We start from the raw sequence: 17,854 nt of genomic DNA on the forward strand, positions 1-17,854 counted from the left end.
AAAGTAGTAATTAAGACTATGCAGACTATCTCCTTCAGGCACACTTACCGCCCCCTGCCATCAAGTTTCCAGTTCCTGCTGGGCCTGGTAAACCACCTCTCTCTAATCTGCCTTTGCTTTCGGCCGTAGGCACAGAGCAGGCAGGTGGTGACCAGATCGTTTACCAGCCGGGGCAAACCCTTGGTGATGGCGTAGATGGCTTAGACGCACCTTCTTGTTTTTTGGCTCCCATGGCCAGGGCCAGGCCCTGATAGAAGTCCAGTACAGTATGTACCAGTGAGTGCCGGACGAAGCGCCGGTAACAGCACCCAGCGACCCAGCACTCACCGGCAAAAATGCTCATTCCAAAATTAATGGAACAGTCAATAGAAGATTTGGTCTTCGCAGCAAAGCTTTTTTAGTGAGTGCCGGGTGGCCCGGCTCCCGAGGACGCCAATGAAAATCGTCTTTAGAAACGTGACATAATCACATCGGGGAAAAACGGCAGGAAAGCACGATTGCTGCTGTATTCCGGCCAACCCGAAATAGTAACGATGGCAATCTGAAAGACGAGCCAGAGCCGGCCACATTGCTTCGCTGTGGTGCGCATCTTACGCGGAGCACTGGAGTGGGCGGGACAACGCCGTGCCTGCACCGGTTTGACTGAATAGTTACCAATTATGAAAATTAATTGCATTTGAAGGATTTTCTTTAATTGAAGTAGAATTTAAGGCGGAGGTGGCTACGGGCCGTCTCTTTTATTTCTTCTTTGTAACAACGGGTGGGGTGGTGGTACCACACATGCACTCCCTGAAACAGCAAATTACCTTACTCGTGGTTGGGGCAATTATTATCATGACCGCGGGTTTCATGCTGGCGGTCTTCTTTCAAACCCGGGCTACCGCCCTGATGGCCGCAGAAACCAAGGCCATGAGTGACCTCGCCACGGTGGAAGCACTGATCAATCTGCAGTATCCCGGCCCCTGGAAGATTAAAGACGGGGTGTTGTATAAAGGTGAAGCTAAAATTAACGATAACTTCGCCATTGTCGATTACGTGGAAAAGTTGACCGGTGACTCATGTACCATTTTTTTAAATGATGTACGCGTGACCACCACCGTGCGGGATGACCAGGGCAACAGGGCCGTTGGTACCCGTGCTTCTAGAGAAGTAGTCCAAAAAGTGCTCGGGGCCAAACAGGAATATGTCGGTGAAGCCTACGTGGTCGGCAGGAAGTATCAGACCGCATACAAACCGATCACGGACGAAAGCGGAGAGGTAATTGGTATGCTCTACGTGGGAGCACCCAGGACCTTTTACGATACCATACTGTACGGTTCACTTAAAGTTATGGGTCTGGTGGCAGTGGTATTGACCCTGGTAATAGGCCTGGGGGCCTGGGTCTTTACCCAGCGCACCATTATCGATCCCCTGCAGGAGATCATTGCAGGTACAAGACGGGTGGCCCTGGGCAGCCCGGGGCAACCTGTGGCCGTACACAGCAACAACGAAATTGGTGAACTGGCCCGGGCCTTTAACCAGATGGTGGAGGGAATGCAGGCCCTGGCCAACGAGCTGGGTAAAGTGGCCGGCTTTGCCCAGAACAACGGGCAGTTGCCCCTTGCTAAGACTGTTGCTTCCCCGGTTAATCAGCAAGAAATCGAAATTGTACCAAAATCACAGGAGGAGCTTCCCAAGGGTTTAAACCGGGTTACGTTGGAACAGGTGGTCAGGTTCCTGGAGCGGAATAAAAACAGCGGTGTATCTTCCGATGAGGTGGCCGAAGGAGTGAATCTTTCCAAGGTTACCGTGCGGCGCTATCTTGATTATCTGGAACGGTGCGGTCTTCTGGACATTGATCAGAAGTATGGTTCAGTGGGAAGGCCCTTGAAAATTTACAGGCTGAAAACATAGCCCCGCCTGGTCTTTACCTGTGTTCGGCGCTTATTCAACCCCTGCATAAAGGGGTTTTTTATTTGTGGCGGTCTTTTGTGCGTTAATATTTTTTATTTATTTTATTTTTTATTTATCTTTTATCTAGTATTTTTTAAGTTTTTGTTCACAGAATCTGATTTTAAATTAAACATATTTTGCAAAAATTGCCCCGGGCTGAAAGGCCTTAATATAATACCTATTGACTGAATTCAAAAAATTTATTGAAGGAAAGGGTGTTGTGGAAATGAAAGCAGGCAATCGATGACAGGGGATTATGGCTGCCCAATCGGATACTTCTATAATTAAGGGTTTTTTTAAAGGAGTTGCCCATGGGAACATTGGTTCCCTCCATAAAGCATGAAAATCTATTTTCAAGGGAGGTATTGATCAGTGGCTGTTCTAAAACCGGCGGAAATTCTGGAATCCTGCGGCAATGTGGGAGCCATGCGAGCCGGGACGGGGGTTCCGAAAACTTTACTGCTTGCCTTTCTGGCCGGGGCATACATCGCTTTTGGCGCTTTGTTGATGGTTACGGTGGTGGCGGGCCTTCCCCAGGAAAGTTTTGGCACCCTGACTAAGTTCATTGGCGGTGCGCTCTTTCCCATCGGTTTGATTATGGTTATACTTGGTGGTGCGGACCTTTTTACCGGGGATGTGATGTACAATACCGTTGGTCTGGTCCAGGGGAAAATGGGCGCCGGTGATCTTTTCAGAAACTGGTTTTATGCCTATGCAGGGAACTTCCTGGGGGCGGTATTTGTGGTTTACCTGGCCATGGCTTCCGGGTTTCTCTCCGCCGAACCCTGGCTTGGCTGGGTCCAGAAAATCGCCGTAACGAAAACCTCTCTTACCTTTGAGCAGGCTTTCTGGCGCGGTGTTGGCTGCAACTGGCTGGTTTGCATGGCCTGTTGGCTGGCAATGGCTTCGGATCATGCGGCCGGGAAAGTTTTGGGTATCTGGGTGCCCATCATGGCTTTTGTCACCATGGGGTTTGAACACAGCATTGCCAACATGTTTTTCATCCCTGCCGGGATCTGGGCCGGCGCGCCGGTAACCTGGATCCAGTTCTGGATCAACAACCAGTTGCCCGTTACCTTTGGCAATATCGTGGGCGGCGGGCTTTTTGTGGGGGTGATTTACGCTTTTTGCTATGGCAACCTTTCCTGGACGGTTCTAAAAAGTCGTATTTCCCTCAGGGTTAACGATAGCGCTGTGAAAAGATAACCCCCCTCTTGCTTAAATTTCAAAATATAGCTGGCGTTTGCGGGTCGATGGCAATCATTTTAATAAAAAGAAATGTCGGCATGGGCAGGAAGTTTAGCCGTGCCGGCGAATTGTTTTTTCAAGAAGTAATTAAAAATTTTTATTGAAATCTGACGGTTGGAGGATTTCTGGTGGGCAAGGGCGAATTAAGAAAAGATGTCTTAAAAGCACGGGGCAGCCTTTCTCCGGTTGAAGTGGCCGAAAAAAGTAAGCGGATTTTGACCCGTGTCCTGTCCCTGGAAGAATTTCACCGGGCAAAAACCCTCATGGCCTATGTGGATTTCCGCAATGAGGTTAAGACCGGTGATCTGATTGTAGAATCCATGGCCCGGGGGAAGAGGGTGGCCGTGCCGCTGACCGATGTGGCCGGGAAGCGCCTGGTGCCGTCCCTCTTACTGGATTTTCCGGGGGACCTGGCGCCGGGTACCTGGGGCATTCTGGAGCCCCGGCCGGAATGCCTGCGTCCCCTGGAACCACAGGAGCTGGACCTGGTGGTGGTGCCCGGGGTGGCCTTTGACCGGCAGGGTAACCGGTTGGGCTATGGTGGCGGGTTTTACGACCGCTTCCTGCCTCAAACCGGGCCGGACACAGTGTGGCTGGCCCCGGCCTTCGAGGTGCAGGTGGTACCGGAAGTTTACCACGGTCCCCACGATTGCCCGGTGCACATTTTAGTTACTGAAGAACGGGTTGTTTATGCCCGCAGGGGAAAGCAATGAGAGGAGGGGAACTTTTTGAGCTGTCAGTGCAGTCATCATGATGAGGCGGCCAAGAGAGAAGCCCTGGAAAAGGCCTTCGAGCACTACCGGGGGGTGAGGGGGGCGCTGATCCCCCTGTTGCAGGAAGCCCAGGAGATTTACGGCTATCTGCCCGGAGAAGTGATGGAAAGCATCGCCGGTGAATTGAAGGTGCCCTTCAGCAAGGTCTTCGGGGTGGCCACCTTTTACGCCCAGTTCCACTTAAAGCCCAGGGGGCGCAATATCGTGCGTATCTGCCAGGGTACGGCCTGCCATGTGCGGGGTGCGGCCCGGGTTTTTTCCTCGGTATCGGATAAGCTGGGGGTGGGCCGGAATGAAACCACTCCCGATTTGCGCTATACCCTGGAAACGGTGGCCTGCCTGGGTGCCTGCGGTCTGGCCCCGGTAATGATGGTCAACGATGACACCCACGGCCGGCTGACTCCGGAGCGGGCGGCGGATATTTTGAAGGATTATGAATAGAAAGGGGTGGCTTAAATGAAATCATTAATGGATCAATGTTGCGAAAAGTGTTTCCATACCCCGGCCAGCCCCTGTAAAGATTATGTAAAATGCCGCCTGCAGGGGCCCCTGTGCCACGAGGATGAGAACTGCCGGGCAAAATATAAAGCCTTTTTGGAAGGCATACACCTGCCGGCGGATAGTGCCAAACGGCAGATCCTCATCTGTGCCGGTACCGGCTGTACCTCCTCCGGTTCCCGCAAACTGGTGGATGCGCTGGCGGAGGAACTGCAAAAGCATGGCCTGCAGGACAAAGTATCGGTCAAAATCACCGGCTGCCACGGTTTCTGCGAGCAGGGCCCCCTGATGATTGTGGAACCCCAGAAAGTTTTCTACACCCGGGTGCAGGTGGAGGACGTTCCCGAGATTGTGGAAAGCCACCTGGTCAACGGCCGGGTGGTGGAGCGCCTCCTCTACGTGGATCCCACCACCGGTGAAAAAGCCCTCACCTACGAGACCGTTCCCTTCTACGCCAAGCAAAAACGTTTGGTGCTGCACAACTGCGGCCACATCAACCCGGAAAATATTGCCGACTACGTGGCCAGCGAAGGTTACCTGGCCCTGACGAAGGCCCTTTTTGAAATGACACCGGAGCAGGTTATTGAAGAAGTCAAGACTTCGGGCTTAAGGGGCCGGGGCGGTGCCGGCTTCCCCACGGGCATGAAGTGGAGCTTTGTCCGGGCCGCCGAGGGGGACAAGAAATATGTGGTGTGCAACGCCGACGAAGGGGACCCGGGAGCCTTTATGGACCGCAGCGTGCTGGAGGGCGACCCCCACGCGGTGCTGGAGGGGATGCTGGTCTGCGGCTATGCCGTGGGTGCCGATGAGGGTTATATTTACGTGCGGGCCGAGTATCCCCTGGCCATTCACCGGTTAAAAATAGCCATCGCCCAGGCCGAGAAGTGCGGCCTTTTAGGGGATAACATTCTCAATTCCGGCTTTAACTTCCATATCAAGATCAAGGCCGGTGCCGGCGCCTTCGTCTGCGGCGAGGAGACGGCCCTGCTGACCTCCATCGAAGGCAACCGGGGTATGCCCCGGGTGCGTCCTCCCTTCCCGGCCCAGAAGGGCCTGTGGGGCAAGCCCACCAACCTGAACAATGTGGAAACTTACGCCAACGTACCCCTGATCATCCGCCACGGCGGCGCCTGGTACGCGGCCATGGGTACGGAAAAGAGCAAGGGCACCAAGATCTTTGCCCTCACCGGCAAGGTGAACAACACCGGCCTGGTGGAAGTGCCCATGGGCATCACCATGCGGGAGATCATCTTTGGCGTGGGCGGCGGCATCCGGGAAGGGAAGAAGTTCAAGGCCGTGCAGATCGGCGGCCCCTCCGGCGGCTGCCTGCCCGACGAACAGCTGGACCTGCCGGTGGATTACGACTCCCTGACGGCGGCCGGCGCCATCATGGGTTCCGGCGGCCTGGTGGTTATGGACGAAACCACCTGCATGGTGGATGTGGCCCGGTTCTTCTTAAACTTCACCCAGGCCGAGTCCTGCGGCAAGTGCACCCCCTGCCGGGAGGGCACCAAGCGCATGCTGGAAATCCTCACCCGCATTACTGAAGGCAAGGGTGAAATGGAAGATATTGAAACCCTGGAACGCCTGGCCCGGGTGGTGAAAAACACGGCCCTGTGCGGCCTGGGGCAGACCTGCCCCAACCCCATCCTGTCCACCCTGCGCTACTTCCGGAACGAATACGAAGCCCACATCCGGGACAAGCGCTGCCCGGCCCACGTCTGCCAGGCGCTGCTGGTCTACACCATCAACGCCGAAAAATGTACCGGCTGCGGGGCCTGCGCCCGGGCCTGCCCGGCCGGCGCCATCACCGGCGAGAAGAAAGAGCCCCACGTCATCGACCCGGAAAAATGCATCAAGTGCGGCAACTGCCTGCAGAAGTGCAAGTTCGGCGCGGTGGAAAAGGCGTAAGCGGCCGCCGGCGGGTCTGCTGATATGAATTGCCGGAAGGGCGTTGTGACGTATCCGTTTCAGTGAGGAATAAGGGGGAATGCAAGTGCCCAATGTTACTTTAACCATAGACGGCCAGAAGGTCACCGTACCGGCCGGCACCACCGTGCTGGAAGCGGCCAGATCCGCGGGGATATTCATCCCCACCCTCTGTCACGACCCGGCCATCCCCGGCTGGGGGGCGTGCCGGCTGTGTATCGTGGAGATCCCGGGGATGCGCAACCTGCCGGCCTCCTGCGTCACCACGGCCACCGGGGGAATGGTGGTTTATACCGCCTCGGAGGCGGTCATTGAAGCCCGGCGGACCATTATCGATTTGCTCCTGGCCAACCATCCCCAGGACTGCCTGACCTGTGAAAGAAACGGGGACTGCCGCTTGCAGGACTACGCCTTTATGTACGGTGTAAAACAGAGCAGTTTCCAGGGGGAAAGGAAGAACTATCCCCTGGACGACTCCAACCCCTATATCATCCGGGATCAGAATAAATGCATCCTCTGCGGCAAATGCGTGCGTACCTGCCAGGCGGTGCCCGAGCGCAGTGTCATTGACTTCGGCTACCGGGGTTTTAACACTAAAGTGGTCACGGCCATGGATCTCCCGCTGGGCGAATCGGACTGCGTGTACTGCGCCCGCTGTGTGGCCGTCTGCCCGGTGGGGGCGCTGACCTATAGACCCCTGGCCGGCAAGGGCCGCACCTGGGAGATGGAGAAAAAGACCGTCACCTGCACCTTCTGTGACAACGGCTGCACCTTTGACCTGATCAGCAAACAGGGTAAAGTGATTGGGATTATGGCTAAGGAACCCGGTCCGGGCCGTCCCCTGTGCCTGAAAGGACGCCTGGGTCTGGAGCTGCTCTATGTGGCCGAACCCATGACCCCCATGCTCAAGAAGGACGGCCGGTTTGTGCCCGTATCCTGGGCCGAGGCCCTGGGCCTGGATGGCGTGGTGGCCAGGATGAAGGAAGTGGAAGGGAAATAAAAAATGAAAATGGCTGCCGTTTTGCACCTGGAATGAACCGGGAATTCCGCCGGAGTTCGGGATGGGGCGTTTTCGCCTGCAAGGCAAACGGAACGTGCGGCGCAGGCGGCAGGCAAAGGGCTGTTTCCCCTCCTGTCCGGAGGGGAACCGTCCTCCGGACAGCCCGGCAACAAGAAGGTAATCAGGTAGAAAGGGGGTACATGATTTGGCGGAAGTCACCTTAACCATAGACGGGAAACAGGTCACCGTGCCGGCCGGCACCACCGTCCTGGAAGCGGCCCGGTCGGCGGGGATATTCATCCCCACCCTGTGCCACGATCCGGAGCTTACCCCGTGGGGCGGCTGCCGGCTGTGTGTGGTGGAAATTGAAAGGATGCGCAATCTGCCGGCCTCCTGTGTTACCACGGCCACCGAGGGAATGGTGGTTTATACCGCCTCGGATGCAGTCATTGAAGCCCGCAGGACCATCTTGGAGCTTCTCCTGGCCAACCACCCCATGGACTGCCTCACCTGCGGCCGCAACGGCGACTGCCGTTTGCAGGATTACGCCTACAGGTACGGCGTGCGGGAGCCCGGTTTCACCGGTGAGCGCCACACCTATCCCATTGAAGACGACAATCCCTTTATCATCCGGGACCTGAATAAATGCATCCTGTGCGGGAAGTGCGTCCGGGCCTGTGCTGAAATACAGGGTAAAAGCATAGTGGACTTTGCCTACCGGGGGTTCAACACCAAAATCACTCCGGCCATGGACACCGCCCTGTCCGGCTCCGACTGTGTCTTCTGCGGCAACTGCGTGGCTGTCTGCCCCGTGGGGGCGCTGCAGGAAAAGGGCCTGCGCACGGCGGCCCGCACCTGGGAAGTGAAAAAGGTACGCACCACCTGCCCCTACTGCGGCTCCGGTTGCACTTTTGAACTGAATGTCAAGGACGGCCGGGTGGTGGGGGTTACTTCCTGCGACGGCGATGTGAACGGCCGGGCGCTCTGTGTCAAGGGCCGTTTCGGCTACGGCTTCATCCACCACCCCGACCGCCTCACCAAACCCCTGATCAAGCGCAACGGGGTCTTTGAGGAAGCCACCTGGGAAGAGGCCATCAACCTGGTGGCCGGGAAGCTGGGGGCCATTAAGAAAGAATACGGTTCCGACGCCCTGGGGGTCCTGAGCTCGGCCCGGTGCACCAACGAAGAAAACTACTTGATGGGCAAGTTCACCAGGGCGGTGCTGGGGACCAACAACATCGACCACTGTGCCCGTCTCTGACACGCGCCTACGGTCGCCGGTCTGGCGACTGCATTTGGCAGCGGAGCGATGACCAATCCGATCAGCGATGTGGCCGGTGCCGACTTTATCCTGGCCATTGGGACCAATACCACCGAGTCCCACCCCATCATCGGCCTGCAGGTGAAGAAGGCCGTGCGCAATGGCGCCATCCTGGTGGTGGTGGACCCCCGGTCCACGGAGGTGGCCCGGCTGGCCCATTATCACCTGCGTTTGAAGTCGGGTACAGACATTGCTTTATTGAATGGCCTGGCCCATGTGATTATCAGCGAGGGCCTGTGGAATAAAGAATTTGTAGACAGCCGCACCGAGGGGTTTGAAGCATTGAAGGCAACGGTGTCCAGGTATACCCCCGAGGAAGTGTCTGCACTTACCGGCATTGACCCCGCTACCATCCGGGAGGTGGCCCGGGGTTATGCCAGTGCCCAAAAGGCCACCATCCTGTACACCATGGGTCTGACGCAGCATGTCTGCGGCACCCATAACGTCTTTGCCGTGGCCAACCTGGCCATGCTCTGCGGGCACATCGGCAAACCCGGCAGCGGGGTGAATCCCCTGCGCGGCCAGAATAACGTTCAGGGGGCCTGCGACATGGGTGCCCTGCCCAACGTACTCACCGGTTATCAGAGCGTGACGGTAGACGAGGTGCGGGCCAAATTTGCCGCCGCCTGGGGAGTGGACGAAATACCGGCCAAACCGGGACTCACCGTGGGGGAAATGCTCGAAGCGTCCGGCCAGGGGAAGATCAGGGCCATGTATATCATGGGCGAAAACCCGGTGCTGTCCGATCCCGACGCCGACCATGTGATTCATGCCCTGGATAAGCTTGATTTCCTGGTGGTCCAGGACATCTTCCTGACTGAGACGGCCAGGCTGGCCGATGTCGTATTGCCGGCGGCCAGCTTTGCCGAAAAGGACGGCACCTTTACCAACACCGAGCGCCGGGTCCAGCGGGTGCGCAAAGCCATTGAGCCCGTAGGAGAAGCCAAACCCGACTGGCAGATTATCTGTGCAGTGGCCAGGGCCATGGGCTATCCCATGGATTATGAGTCACCGGCGCAAATCATGGAGGAAATTGCCCGGCTCACCCCCTCTTACGGCGGCATTTCGTACCAGCGCCTGGAGAGTCGCAGCCTGGTCTGGCCCTGCCCCGCCCCGGATCACCCGGGAACGCCTATCCTGCACGTGGGCAAGTTTGCCCGGGGGTTGGGCAAGTTCCACCCGGTGGATTACATCCCGCCCGATGAAGAGCCGGATGAAGAATATCCCCTGATCCTGAATACGGGCCGCCGTCATTTCCACTACCATACCGGCACCATGACCCTGCGCACCGGCGCCCTGGAGGAGTATTACGGCCAGGAGTACCTGGAAGTAAACCCGGCCGACGCAAAGGCCTTGGGTATTGCCGACGGGGAGCGGGTGCGGGTCGTCTCCCGCCGGGGCCGGGTGGAAGTCACGGCCCGGGTAGTGGACACGGTCCCGCCGGGCGTGGTCTTCACCTCCTTCCACTTCCCGGAGGTGGCCATCAACAGGCTCACCAACTCCGCCCGCGACCCGGTGGCCAAAATACCGGAGCTGAAGGTATGTGCCGTGCGGGTGGAAAGGATAGCCTGAATCAAGTTAAGTAATTCCAGGGACCCGGTTCCTGCCTGCAGGCCCGGGTCTTTTGGTTCATTATGCACACTGAACCCGGGTTTGGAGTGCAGGGACGGAAAGGGGTAGGTAAAAGATAGTTGCCCTGGGGTTGCCAGGCGAATCAGAGGCTGTTGGCATTACTGTTTGCCGGGGAGGGTTTCACTTGAGAGAGGCGCTGCTGGAAATGATGGGCTTACTTGACATGGTTCCCGTGGGGTTGTTGCTCATTGATGGGGATGGCCGGGCAGCATTTTGCAACCGGGCCGCCGGGGATTTGCTGGGTCTGGACCGGGACCGGGTCCAGGGCGGCCCGGCAACAGACATATTACCCCGTTCCCTGGTGGCGGATTGTTTGTCCCCCGGCGGATCATCCCCGGCAAAAAAACTGGAAATCAACGGCCGCAGGATTCAGGTGCATGTTCACCTGCTCAACCGGGAAGGGCGTGACGCCGGGAAGTTGCTGGTTCTCCAGGACATAACCGAATGGGAATCCCTGCGGGAAGCCAATGAAGAACTGCAGGCCATGTTCGACTCTTCTTATGATGAGATTTATGTGGTGGACAGCCAGGGCTACACCCGCCGGGTGAACAGAATTGGCGAAAGCTATTACGGGGTGGAGCTGGAAAAAATAATTGGCAAACATTACAGCGATCTGGAAAAAGAAGGCTACTACAACCCTTCCGTTTCCCGTCTGGTTTTTGAGGGGAAAAGGAGAGTGACTATCATCCAGCAAACCAGGACGGGCAAGACCCTCATTGTTACCGGAAACCCGGTTTTTGACCAATCGGGCCGGATCACCCGCATAGTGGTCAACTCCCGGGATGTTTCCGAACTGATCAACCTGCAGCAGCGGCTGGAAGACACCGAACAGCTGGTGGACAACTACCGCCGCCTGGTGATGTACCTGCGGCAGGAAAAGATGGAAAACACGGAGCTGGTAGCTTTAAGTCCCCAGATGAAACAGGTGCTGGATCTGGTGTACCGGGTGGCCCAGGTGGATTCCACCATCCTGATCACCGGCGAATCCGGTGTGGGCAAGGGAATAATCGCTTCCCGCATCCACCGGCTGAGCAGGCGCTGCCAGGGACCCTTCATCACCATCAACTGCGGGGCCATTCCGGAGAACCTGCTGGAATCGGAACTGTTCGGCTACGAACCCGGCGCCTTTACCGGGGCCAGGCGCGAGGGGAAAAAGGGATTGCTGGAAATGGCCGACGGGGGAACCGTTTTTCTGGATGAGGTGGCGGACCTGCCGTTGAACCTGCAGGTCAAGCTTTTGCAGGTCATCCAGGAAAAAAAGCTCATGCGGGTGGGGGGCAATCACCAGATCATGGTGAACGTACGCTTTATTGCCGCCACCAACCGGGACATCCAAAAAATGGTCCGGGAGGGGTCGTTCCGGGAGGACCTTTATTACCGGCTGAATGTGGTCCCCATCACCATCCCTCCCCTGCGCTACCGCAAGGAAGACATCCGGCCCTTGATTGAACACTTTGCCAATCAGTTTAACCTTAAATATGACATGAACAAGCGCTTTTCACCCCGGGCACTGGACATCCTGGAGGCCTATCCATGGCCCGGCAATGTGCGGGAGGTGGAAAACCTGGTGGAGAGGTTGCTGGTCACCACCGACACCACCCTCATTGAAGAGGTGCATATTCCCGATTACGTCATCAGCTCCAGCACCGACCTCCCCGGGCGGGTTTACGTCCTGGGCCTGTGCCCTTTAAAACAGGCCGTGGACGAGGTGGAAAGGCAGTTGATCACCCTGGCATCCCAGCGCTGCAAGACCACCTACGAAATGGCCAGCGTCCTGCAGGTAAACCAGTCGACCATTGTCAGGAAGATCCAGAAGTACCTGGCGAACACTATTGGGGGGAGGAATAAGAAAGAAAACAGGGGTGCAAAGGCAAGCAGTTAGCGAAAACATTTTGGAAAGAAAATTAACCTTCCGCTTTTAGGCTTAACTGAGTTAGCACAGCTTAACTTTCGGAGGGAGCTTATCGATGTGATGGTTAATTGTTCAGCATGGAACAAAGTGTATCAAATCGCTTGTTCCGGGAAGTATAAGAAATATTATGGTTAGATATATCTGGCGAATGATATTATAACCATTTTCAAGGTAAGGATAAATAAAATATGCGGGGAGAAATGTTCTCCTCGAGATTTTATTTCTTAAGAGGTTATCCAGCTGATTTACTTTAATTGAGTTAGCACACTTTAATAGTTATCTCTGTCCAGGCCCTTTAAACCCAGGATTTTACGGGCTCATCCTGTGCGGCCGGCTCTCTTCCCAGTTCCCGGGCGATGCGTACTACCTTGGCTACCTGTTCGGCGTTGTTTTTAGCCATTACATCCTTTTCCAGGTAAAGATTATCCTCTAGCCCCACCCGGACGTTACCGCCCATAAGCAGGGAGGCGGTGTACATGTTAATTTGATGATGCCCGACGGCGCAGACCGACCAGACGAATTCGCCGATAGTGTCCTTGGCGGTCCGGTAGAAGAAAATGAGGTTTTACAGGGTTCCGGGGCAGCCCCCAGGATACCCAGCACGAACCAGATGTAAAACGGTTTCTTCAGATAACCCCTTTCCAGCATGAAGGCCACGTTGTTAATCATACCCAGGTCGTATATCTCCAGTTCGGGCTTGGTGTCATCTCATCAAAATACTGAAAAATACTGACAGTATTCCCGCATGGTCTTAAAGGTGTTTGGGAAGATGTAATCCTCGGTCATACCCAGATATTGGATCGAGTCCGAATTCTGATGTAAATTCCCTCTGGTTGACAAGAACACCTTGTTTTAAGCCGCGCTTATAAAGGAAGTAGCATTATTCACCTCATTGCGCTGTTTTTCTGAGTTAGCCTTCCACCCCCAGTACTCCGACGTATCGAAATAGCGGGATCCACAAGACCAAGCTTCATAAATCTCTACAAGCACCGCTCCGATCAGCGGATAGCGGACTCCTCATTTGGGAAGATCCGTATCACCCGCTCCCGCCGGCGGATCTCTTGGTTGAGCCGCTCAACCCAGTTAGTGGTACGTAACCGTTTCCGGTAGCGATCCTGCAGTGCCATCACGGCCATTGCATCCTCAAAACCAGCCTCAAGCCGCTCCACTGCCTTTGGCGCCCGGGCGCCAAAGGGCTCTATTGTTTCGTTTCAGCCGCCTAACCGTCTCTATATTCGGCGCGTCGAAGATCAACCGCAGCCACCTGTGCAACTCACCCTGAAGGCTCTTGGGCCAGGCATCCAGGATGTTTCGGATAAAGTGCGTCTGGCACTGCCGCCAGGTAGCCCCCTGGAAATGCGTCTCTGTTGGTCTCTTATGATGGAAATTCAGTAACCCGCGCCGGGTCAGCTTTTGGCCAGATATTCCCTACCGCCATATATATTTACCAGGGTAAAAATGAAAAAGGGTGTGGCGACCAGCCCGATAATCATTTGGATAAATTCCGACAGGTCCACTGTCCAGTGGTCGCTATATTTTGAAAAAGCCCCCAGAGCGATGCTGCCCGTATAACCGATGGCTACTACCCCAAACGTTTATAAAGTGGCGTTATTAAAAACCCTTTATGCTTTGATGCAGATGAAATATAACACGATGCGATAAAGCATCGTTAGCTGCAAGGTAAAATTTCTACGGATAGAGGTGTGTTAGTAGGGTATGGTATGCACAAATGCATTGCATTAAGCCTGTTAAAAAAGCATTGACAATGCATCTTCGCTGATTTATAATACTCACCTAGAAGAACAAAATCTTATAGAAGCCAACCCAAAGGCGGAAAACAAGCAAAGGCGCTTATTTAAGATAATATATCTCAAATAATGCGCCTTTCTTTTTTGCTAAATATAGAGTTTAAATATGGTTGCTAAAGGTGGCACAAAACTTGCTACTGTTTATCAATTGTGAAGATTTAAAACTGTACATAGATTTATTACTCCGGGAATATTTTGGCGATGTTTTAATGTTTAGGCTCATAAAAAGATGGTAGCATTTTTGGGCTCAATAGATATGGTAATGCATTTTAAGTATGGGGGTGATTTACCTTTCTCTTGGGTATTTGTGATGGAAGGAATCGTTATCGGCAAGGCCAAACATCCTTACTCCACGTTCGTAGCCACGACCAACGTTGCCGATCGCCTGATTTCCTGCGTGCAGTGTCTTTTCAATCAGATCATAGGTGAACGTGGTAAGGCCAAGGGAGGTGCGGTGTAGTGCCCGGCCGTTTCCGTTATCGCCGGTAAGAACCGGAGAAGGAATGATGAGCTTTTGGTTGATAGAACGCTTTTAATTGACAATCGCAATTAACGAGGGGGCTGACAATTAATGGATTACAAAAATTATAATGTTATTTTGGACAGGCTTCCAGCAGTCGGTTCAAGACCGGAAGTGCTGTTCAGACAGGCGGGTGATGGATTTCTACAGGTTGATTATGGTTTCGTTCCTCGATTTAACTTGCTTGATTCATTCCGTGTGCTCACCATCAACAATGCAGTGAAGGCAAAAGATGTTAGGGGATTGTACGAAACTGTGCCCGGTCTGAGGACGAATCTTTTTCACTTTGACCCAGAGGTGCTTTCCGTACAAGACCTAATCTGTGCTAACTCAGTTTAAAAGATAAGGAGTTTAAAAGATCAAGGAGAGATCTAAAATGAGTCAACAGCAAGTAACCTTGAAGAGAGCTTTGGGTTTTTGGCAGGCTTACGCTACCGCAGTAGGGTTGGTGGTAGCCGGAACCACAATGGTATCGTTAGGATACAGTATGGGACTGGTAGGGCCCGCATTTATCGTTTCCGCCGGAATAGCTTTGTTAATTAGTATTGCCATCTCTTTTTCTTACGCAGAGCTGGCCAGTATGATGCCCGGCGCCGGTATGATCGGGGAGTATACTGTACATGCGATGGGGCGGTTTATGGCAGTCTTTGCTGTGTTGGGGGGGTATATCGTCCTCGTTTCGGCGGCAGGTGCCATGGAGTCGATTGTTGCTGGCTTCTCTGCCAAAGAAATGTTTTCCGGGATTCAGCCCTTCGCTTTTGCGGTATTCCTATTAGTGTTATTCTTGGTGGTTAATCTACTAGGCGTGGAGGTTTTTGGCAGAATCCAGCTTGTTTTAACACTTGCCATGATGATCACCACCAGTGTGATGGGCATCATGGGCTTATTGCAGATCGGTACTGTGGCGGCCCCACAGGCCCCAGCCTTTAACCCTGCAGGATGGTCTCAAGTCGGGCAAGCTTTAGCCTTAGGCATGTGGCTTTACATCGGTATCGAATACGTGTGTCCCATGTCAGAAGAAGTGATTCAGCCCGAAAAAAATATCCCCAGGGCCATGATCTTAGGTCTGATAACCATTTTTATTGCCGATATGCTGTTTGGCGAAGCAATTGTCAGGTACGTTGGGCTGGAAAAGTTGGTAAGTTCAGAGGTTCCCCAGTTGGTGGGCGCCAAAGCAATGCTAGGCACAGTGGGGTTATATTGGATGGGTTTTGTCACTATTCTGGCCAGCGCGAGTTCTATCGATTCCCACTTGGCCGCTATTCCCCGCATGTTGTATGGTTTGGCTCGCGATGGGATGCTCCCAAGGGTATTTGCTTGGCTGCATCCGCGTTTTCGTACCCCCTGGGCGGGTATCTTCGTGGTTTTTGTTTGTCTCTTCATTCCACTCCTATTCAAAATTGACATTACGGTAATCTCGACGCTCATTCTTGCCGCGTGTATCACCTGGCTGTTTTCTTATATTATTGCTCAATTGGATGTAATTATATTGCGCAAGAAATACCCCACCATGAAGAGACCATTCAAAACACCAATCTATCCCATCCCTCAAATTGTCGGGATTGTTGCCTCGGTTTATATGATCGTCACCATTCATCCCGATCCGGATATGAAGCGCAAGATCTACTTGCTAGCCGGAGCCTTTACCTTAGCTGTTGTCCTTTACGCTGTACTGTGGATTAAACTTAAAATGAAGGAAAGCCTGTTCGAACCGCAGCCTTTGAAGGACCACATGGCGCAAAACCTGGAAGGTCCCAGTGGTTCTTCCATGGGGGTTTGATCCTTAAATCCTTAATAAAAAGCGCAGCGGTAAAAATTCAAGTCTTTTTGAAGAGAATGTGTACCATCTGTGGGGCCTCGTATCCGTAATATGGGGACCGGTTCCAAGCCATTCGGGCAATCCATATGTTCCTAAAATAAAAATCTAGGGTTGTCCGGTGGCTCTCATACTATGATACTATGAGTGGGTAGACCAGGATGAATTTTTAAAAATGCTGATAAATGGAGTTATTTGAAGAAATGTTTCAAAAAAATGAGAGGGGATACGTGTGATGGAACTACTTAATTCGTTTACCTTTCAACTCCCTACCAGAGTTGAGTTTGGCTTGGGAGTTTCGCAAAAGATAGGGGATGAAGCGGTAAACCTGGGGGGGGAATGTGCTTTAATCGTAACCGATCCCGGGGTAATCAAGGCGGGCATTATTGACCAGGTAACAAGTTCTTTGAAACAGACAGATATTTCCTATTCCATATTCAGTGATATTGAACCAAACCCCAGAGATACCTCTGTAGAAAAGGGGGCCGAAATAGCAAGAAAATCCGGGGCAGACCTGCTGGTAGCGGTGGGTGGTGGCAGTGCTATAGATACCGCTAAAGGTATTGGAGTTCTGCTCACTCACGGAGGTGCTATCCAATACTACGAGGGGTTAGGTAAGGTTTCGCGTCCCATTACCCCTTTAATCGCCATTCCTACCACAGCGGGTACGGGAAGTGAGGTAACTTTTTGGGCGGTGATCACCGATACAGAGCGTAGGTTTAAAATGAGTGTAGGAAGCCCGTTGATCGCCCCTAAAGTGGCGCTGGTGGACCCTGAAGTCACCAAGTCTCTCCCGCCGCTGCTGACTGCTTCCACGGGAATGGATGCCTTGACTCACGCCATCGAGGCGTATACGGCGACCTTGGCAAACCCCGTGACTGATGGGTTAGCCCTCTACGCCATTGAACTAATCTCAAGCCACATTAGACAAGCCACCTTTAATGGATACGACCTGACCGCCAGGTCCGGGATGCTCTTGGGAAGCTTGATCGCCGGCATGGCCTTTGGCAATTCTGATGTGGCTGCAGTCCATTGTATGGCAGAGGCCGTCGGCGGACTATACGATATCCCACACGGGATCGCCAACGCAATCTTGTTACCCCATGTGATGGAGTATAACGCGTCGTCTTGCGGCGAGAAGTATGCGCGGATAGCATCGGTGATGGGTGTCGATACATCCGGGTTGGGCCAGGAAGAGAGTGCCCGAAAGGCGGTTGCAGCGGTCATGCAACTCACGCAGGACCTGAAATTGCCTACGCTGAAAGAGGTAGGGGTCAAAGAGGGGGATTTGCCGGAGTTGGCCCGGCGGGCAGCCGCCAACGTTTCGGTAGAGAGCAACCCCCGAAAGGTTACGTTCGAAGATTTCCTGAAGATTTTCCGTAAGGCTTTCTTGGTCTAACAAAAGATTACGCTTACCCAGGGGTAACTCTGGGTAAGCTTTGCCTTATCAAGAGGTGGTTAAACT

At 53.9% G+C, this 17,854-nt stretch carries 15 protein-coding genes and 1 pseudogene; 12 read left to right on the forward strand and 4 right to left on the reverse strand.

What is annotated here, in order from left to right; all coding sequences use genetic code 11:
- Positions 1-834: 834 nt before the first annotated feature.
- The 8 genes from GFC01_RS00090 (at position 835) to GFC01_RS00125 (ending at position 12,215) form a co-directional block, all read left to right on the forward strand.
- Positions 835-1,893 carry a cache domain-containing protein gene (locus GFC01_RS00090; RefSeq protein ID WP_194174720.1) on the forward strand — a complete coding sequence of 353 codons (1,059 nt, stop codon included), beginning with the start codon at positions 835-837 and terminating at the stop codon, positions 1,891-1,893.
- A gap of 411 nt (positions 1,894-2,304) precedes the next feature.
- Positions 2,305-3,138: a formate/nitrite family transporter gene (locus GFC01_RS00095; protein ID WP_207707557.1), complete on the forward strand. Its 834-nt coding sequence runs from the start codon at positions 2,305-2,307 to the stop codon at positions 3,136-3,138.
- A 170-nt stretch (positions 3,139-3,308) separates the two neighbouring features.
- Positions 3,309-3,893 (forward strand): 5-formyltetrahydrofolate cyclo-ligase, encoded by a 585-nt coding sequence (locus GFC01_RS00100; RefSeq protein WP_341473656.1) that lies wholly within the window; start codon positions 3,309-3,311, stop codon positions 3,891-3,893.
- 15 nt (positions 3,894-3,908) lie between these two features.
- The gene (gene nuoE, locus GFC01_RS00105) at positions 3,909-4,394 is read left to right on the forward strand and encodes an NADH-quinone oxidoreductase subunit NuoE (RefSeq protein ID WP_152944625.1); all 486 of its coding nucleotides are present in this window, start codon (positions 3,909-3,911) and stop codon (positions 4,392-4,394) included.
- Positions 4,395-4,409: 15 nt separating this feature from the next.
- Complete coding sequence (nuoF, locus tag GFC01_RS00110) at positions 4,410-6,362, forward strand: NADH-quinone oxidoreductase subunit NuoF (RefSeq protein WP_152944626.1); 1,953 nt, start codon at positions 4,410-4,412, stop codon at positions 6,360-6,362.
- Between the two features lie 85 nt (positions 6,363-6,447).
- The gene (locus GFC01_RS00115) at positions 6,448-7,380 is read left to right on the forward strand and encodes an NADH-quinone oxidoreductase subunit G (RefSeq protein ID WP_341473657.1); all 933 of its coding nucleotides are present in this window, start codon (positions 6,448-6,450) and stop codon (positions 7,378-7,380) included.
- Between the two features lie 205 nt (positions 7,381-7,585).
- Positions 7,586-10,273, forward strand: a complete 2,688-nt coding sequence (gene fdhF / locus GFC01_RS00120; RefSeq protein WP_152944628.1) for a formate dehydrogenase subunit alpha — start codon at positions 7,586-7,588, stop codon at positions 10,271-10,273.
- Positions 10,274-10,457: 184 nt separating this feature from the next.
- On the forward strand, positions 10,458-12,215 hold the full coding sequence (locus GFC01_RS00125) for a sigma 54-interacting transcriptional regulator (RefSeq protein ID WP_243137098.1): 1,758 nt from the start codon (positions 10,458-10,460) through the stop codon (positions 12,213-12,215).
- Positions 12,216-12,540: 325 nt separating this feature from the next.
- On the opposite strand, the gene GFC01_RS19125 is transcribed toward GFC01_RS00125, so the two are convergent.
- The 4 genes and pseudogenes from GFC01_RS19125 to GFC01_RS20095 all read right to left on the reverse strand — a co-directional run bounded on the left by GFC01_RS19125 (position 12,541) and on the right by GFC01_RS20095 (position 13,670).
- Positions 12,541-12,774: a 3-keto-5-aminohexanoate cleavage protein gene (locus GFC01_RS19125; protein ID WP_423244350.1), complete on the reverse strand. Its 234-nt coding sequence runs from the start codon at positions 12,772-12,774 to the stop codon at positions 12,541-12,543.
- Positions 12,675-12,938: pseudogene (locus GFC01_RS20085) on the reverse strand (3-keto-5-aminohexanoate cleavage protein); the annotation flags it as partial. The pseudogene GFC01_RS20085 and the gene GFC01_RS19125, both read right to left, overlap by 100 nt.
- 305 nt (positions 12,939-13,243) lie before the next feature.
- A complete protein-coding gene (locus GFC01_RS20090) occupies positions 13,244-13,447 on the reverse strand; it encodes a transposase (RefSeq protein WP_423244351.1) in 204 nt (67 codons plus the stop codon).
- Positions 13,401-13,670, reverse strand: coding sequence for a transposase (locus GFC01_RS20095; protein ID WP_423244352.1), 270 nt, complete (start codon positions 13,668-13,670; stop codon positions 13,401-13,403). Before GFC01_RS20095 ends, GFC01_RS20090 begins: the two co-directional genes overlap by 47 nt.
- A gap of 624 nt (positions 13,671-14,294) precedes the next feature.
- Here GFC01_RS20095 and GFC01_RS00145 point away from each other — a divergent pair.
- From GFC01_RS00145 to GFC01_RS00160, 4 genes are all read left to right on the forward strand, one after another.
- Positions 14,295-14,513, forward strand: a complete 219-nt coding sequence (locus GFC01_RS00145; RefSeq protein WP_152944631.1) for a hypothetical protein — start codon at positions 14,295-14,297, stop codon at positions 14,511-14,513.
- A 111-nt stretch (positions 14,514-14,624) separates the two neighbouring features.
- Positions 14,625-14,912 (forward strand): carboxyltransferase domain-containing protein, encoded by a 288-nt coding sequence (locus tag GFC01_RS00150; protein WP_243137100.1) that lies wholly within the window; start codon positions 14,625-14,627, stop codon positions 14,910-14,912.
- 37 nt (positions 14,913-14,949) lie between these two features.
- Positions 14,950-16,353: an APC family permease gene (locus GFC01_RS00155; protein ID WP_152944632.1), complete on the forward strand. Its 1,404-nt coding sequence runs from the start codon at positions 14,950-14,952 to the stop codon at positions 16,351-16,353.
- A 271-nt stretch (positions 16,354-16,624) separates the two neighbouring features.
- Positions 16,625-17,788 (forward strand): iron-containing alcohol dehydrogenase, encoded by a 1,164-nt coding sequence (locus GFC01_RS00160; RefSeq protein ID WP_152944741.1) that lies wholly within the window; start codon positions 16,625-16,627, stop codon positions 17,786-17,788.
- Positions 17,789-17,854 lie beyond the last annotated feature (66 nt).

It is taken from the genome of Desulfofundulus thermobenzoicus, from assembly GCF_009428905.1.
GTDB lineage: Bacteria > Bacillota > Desulfotomaculia > Desulfotomaculales > Desulfovirgulaceae > Desulfofundulus_A > Desulfofundulus_A thermobenzoicus.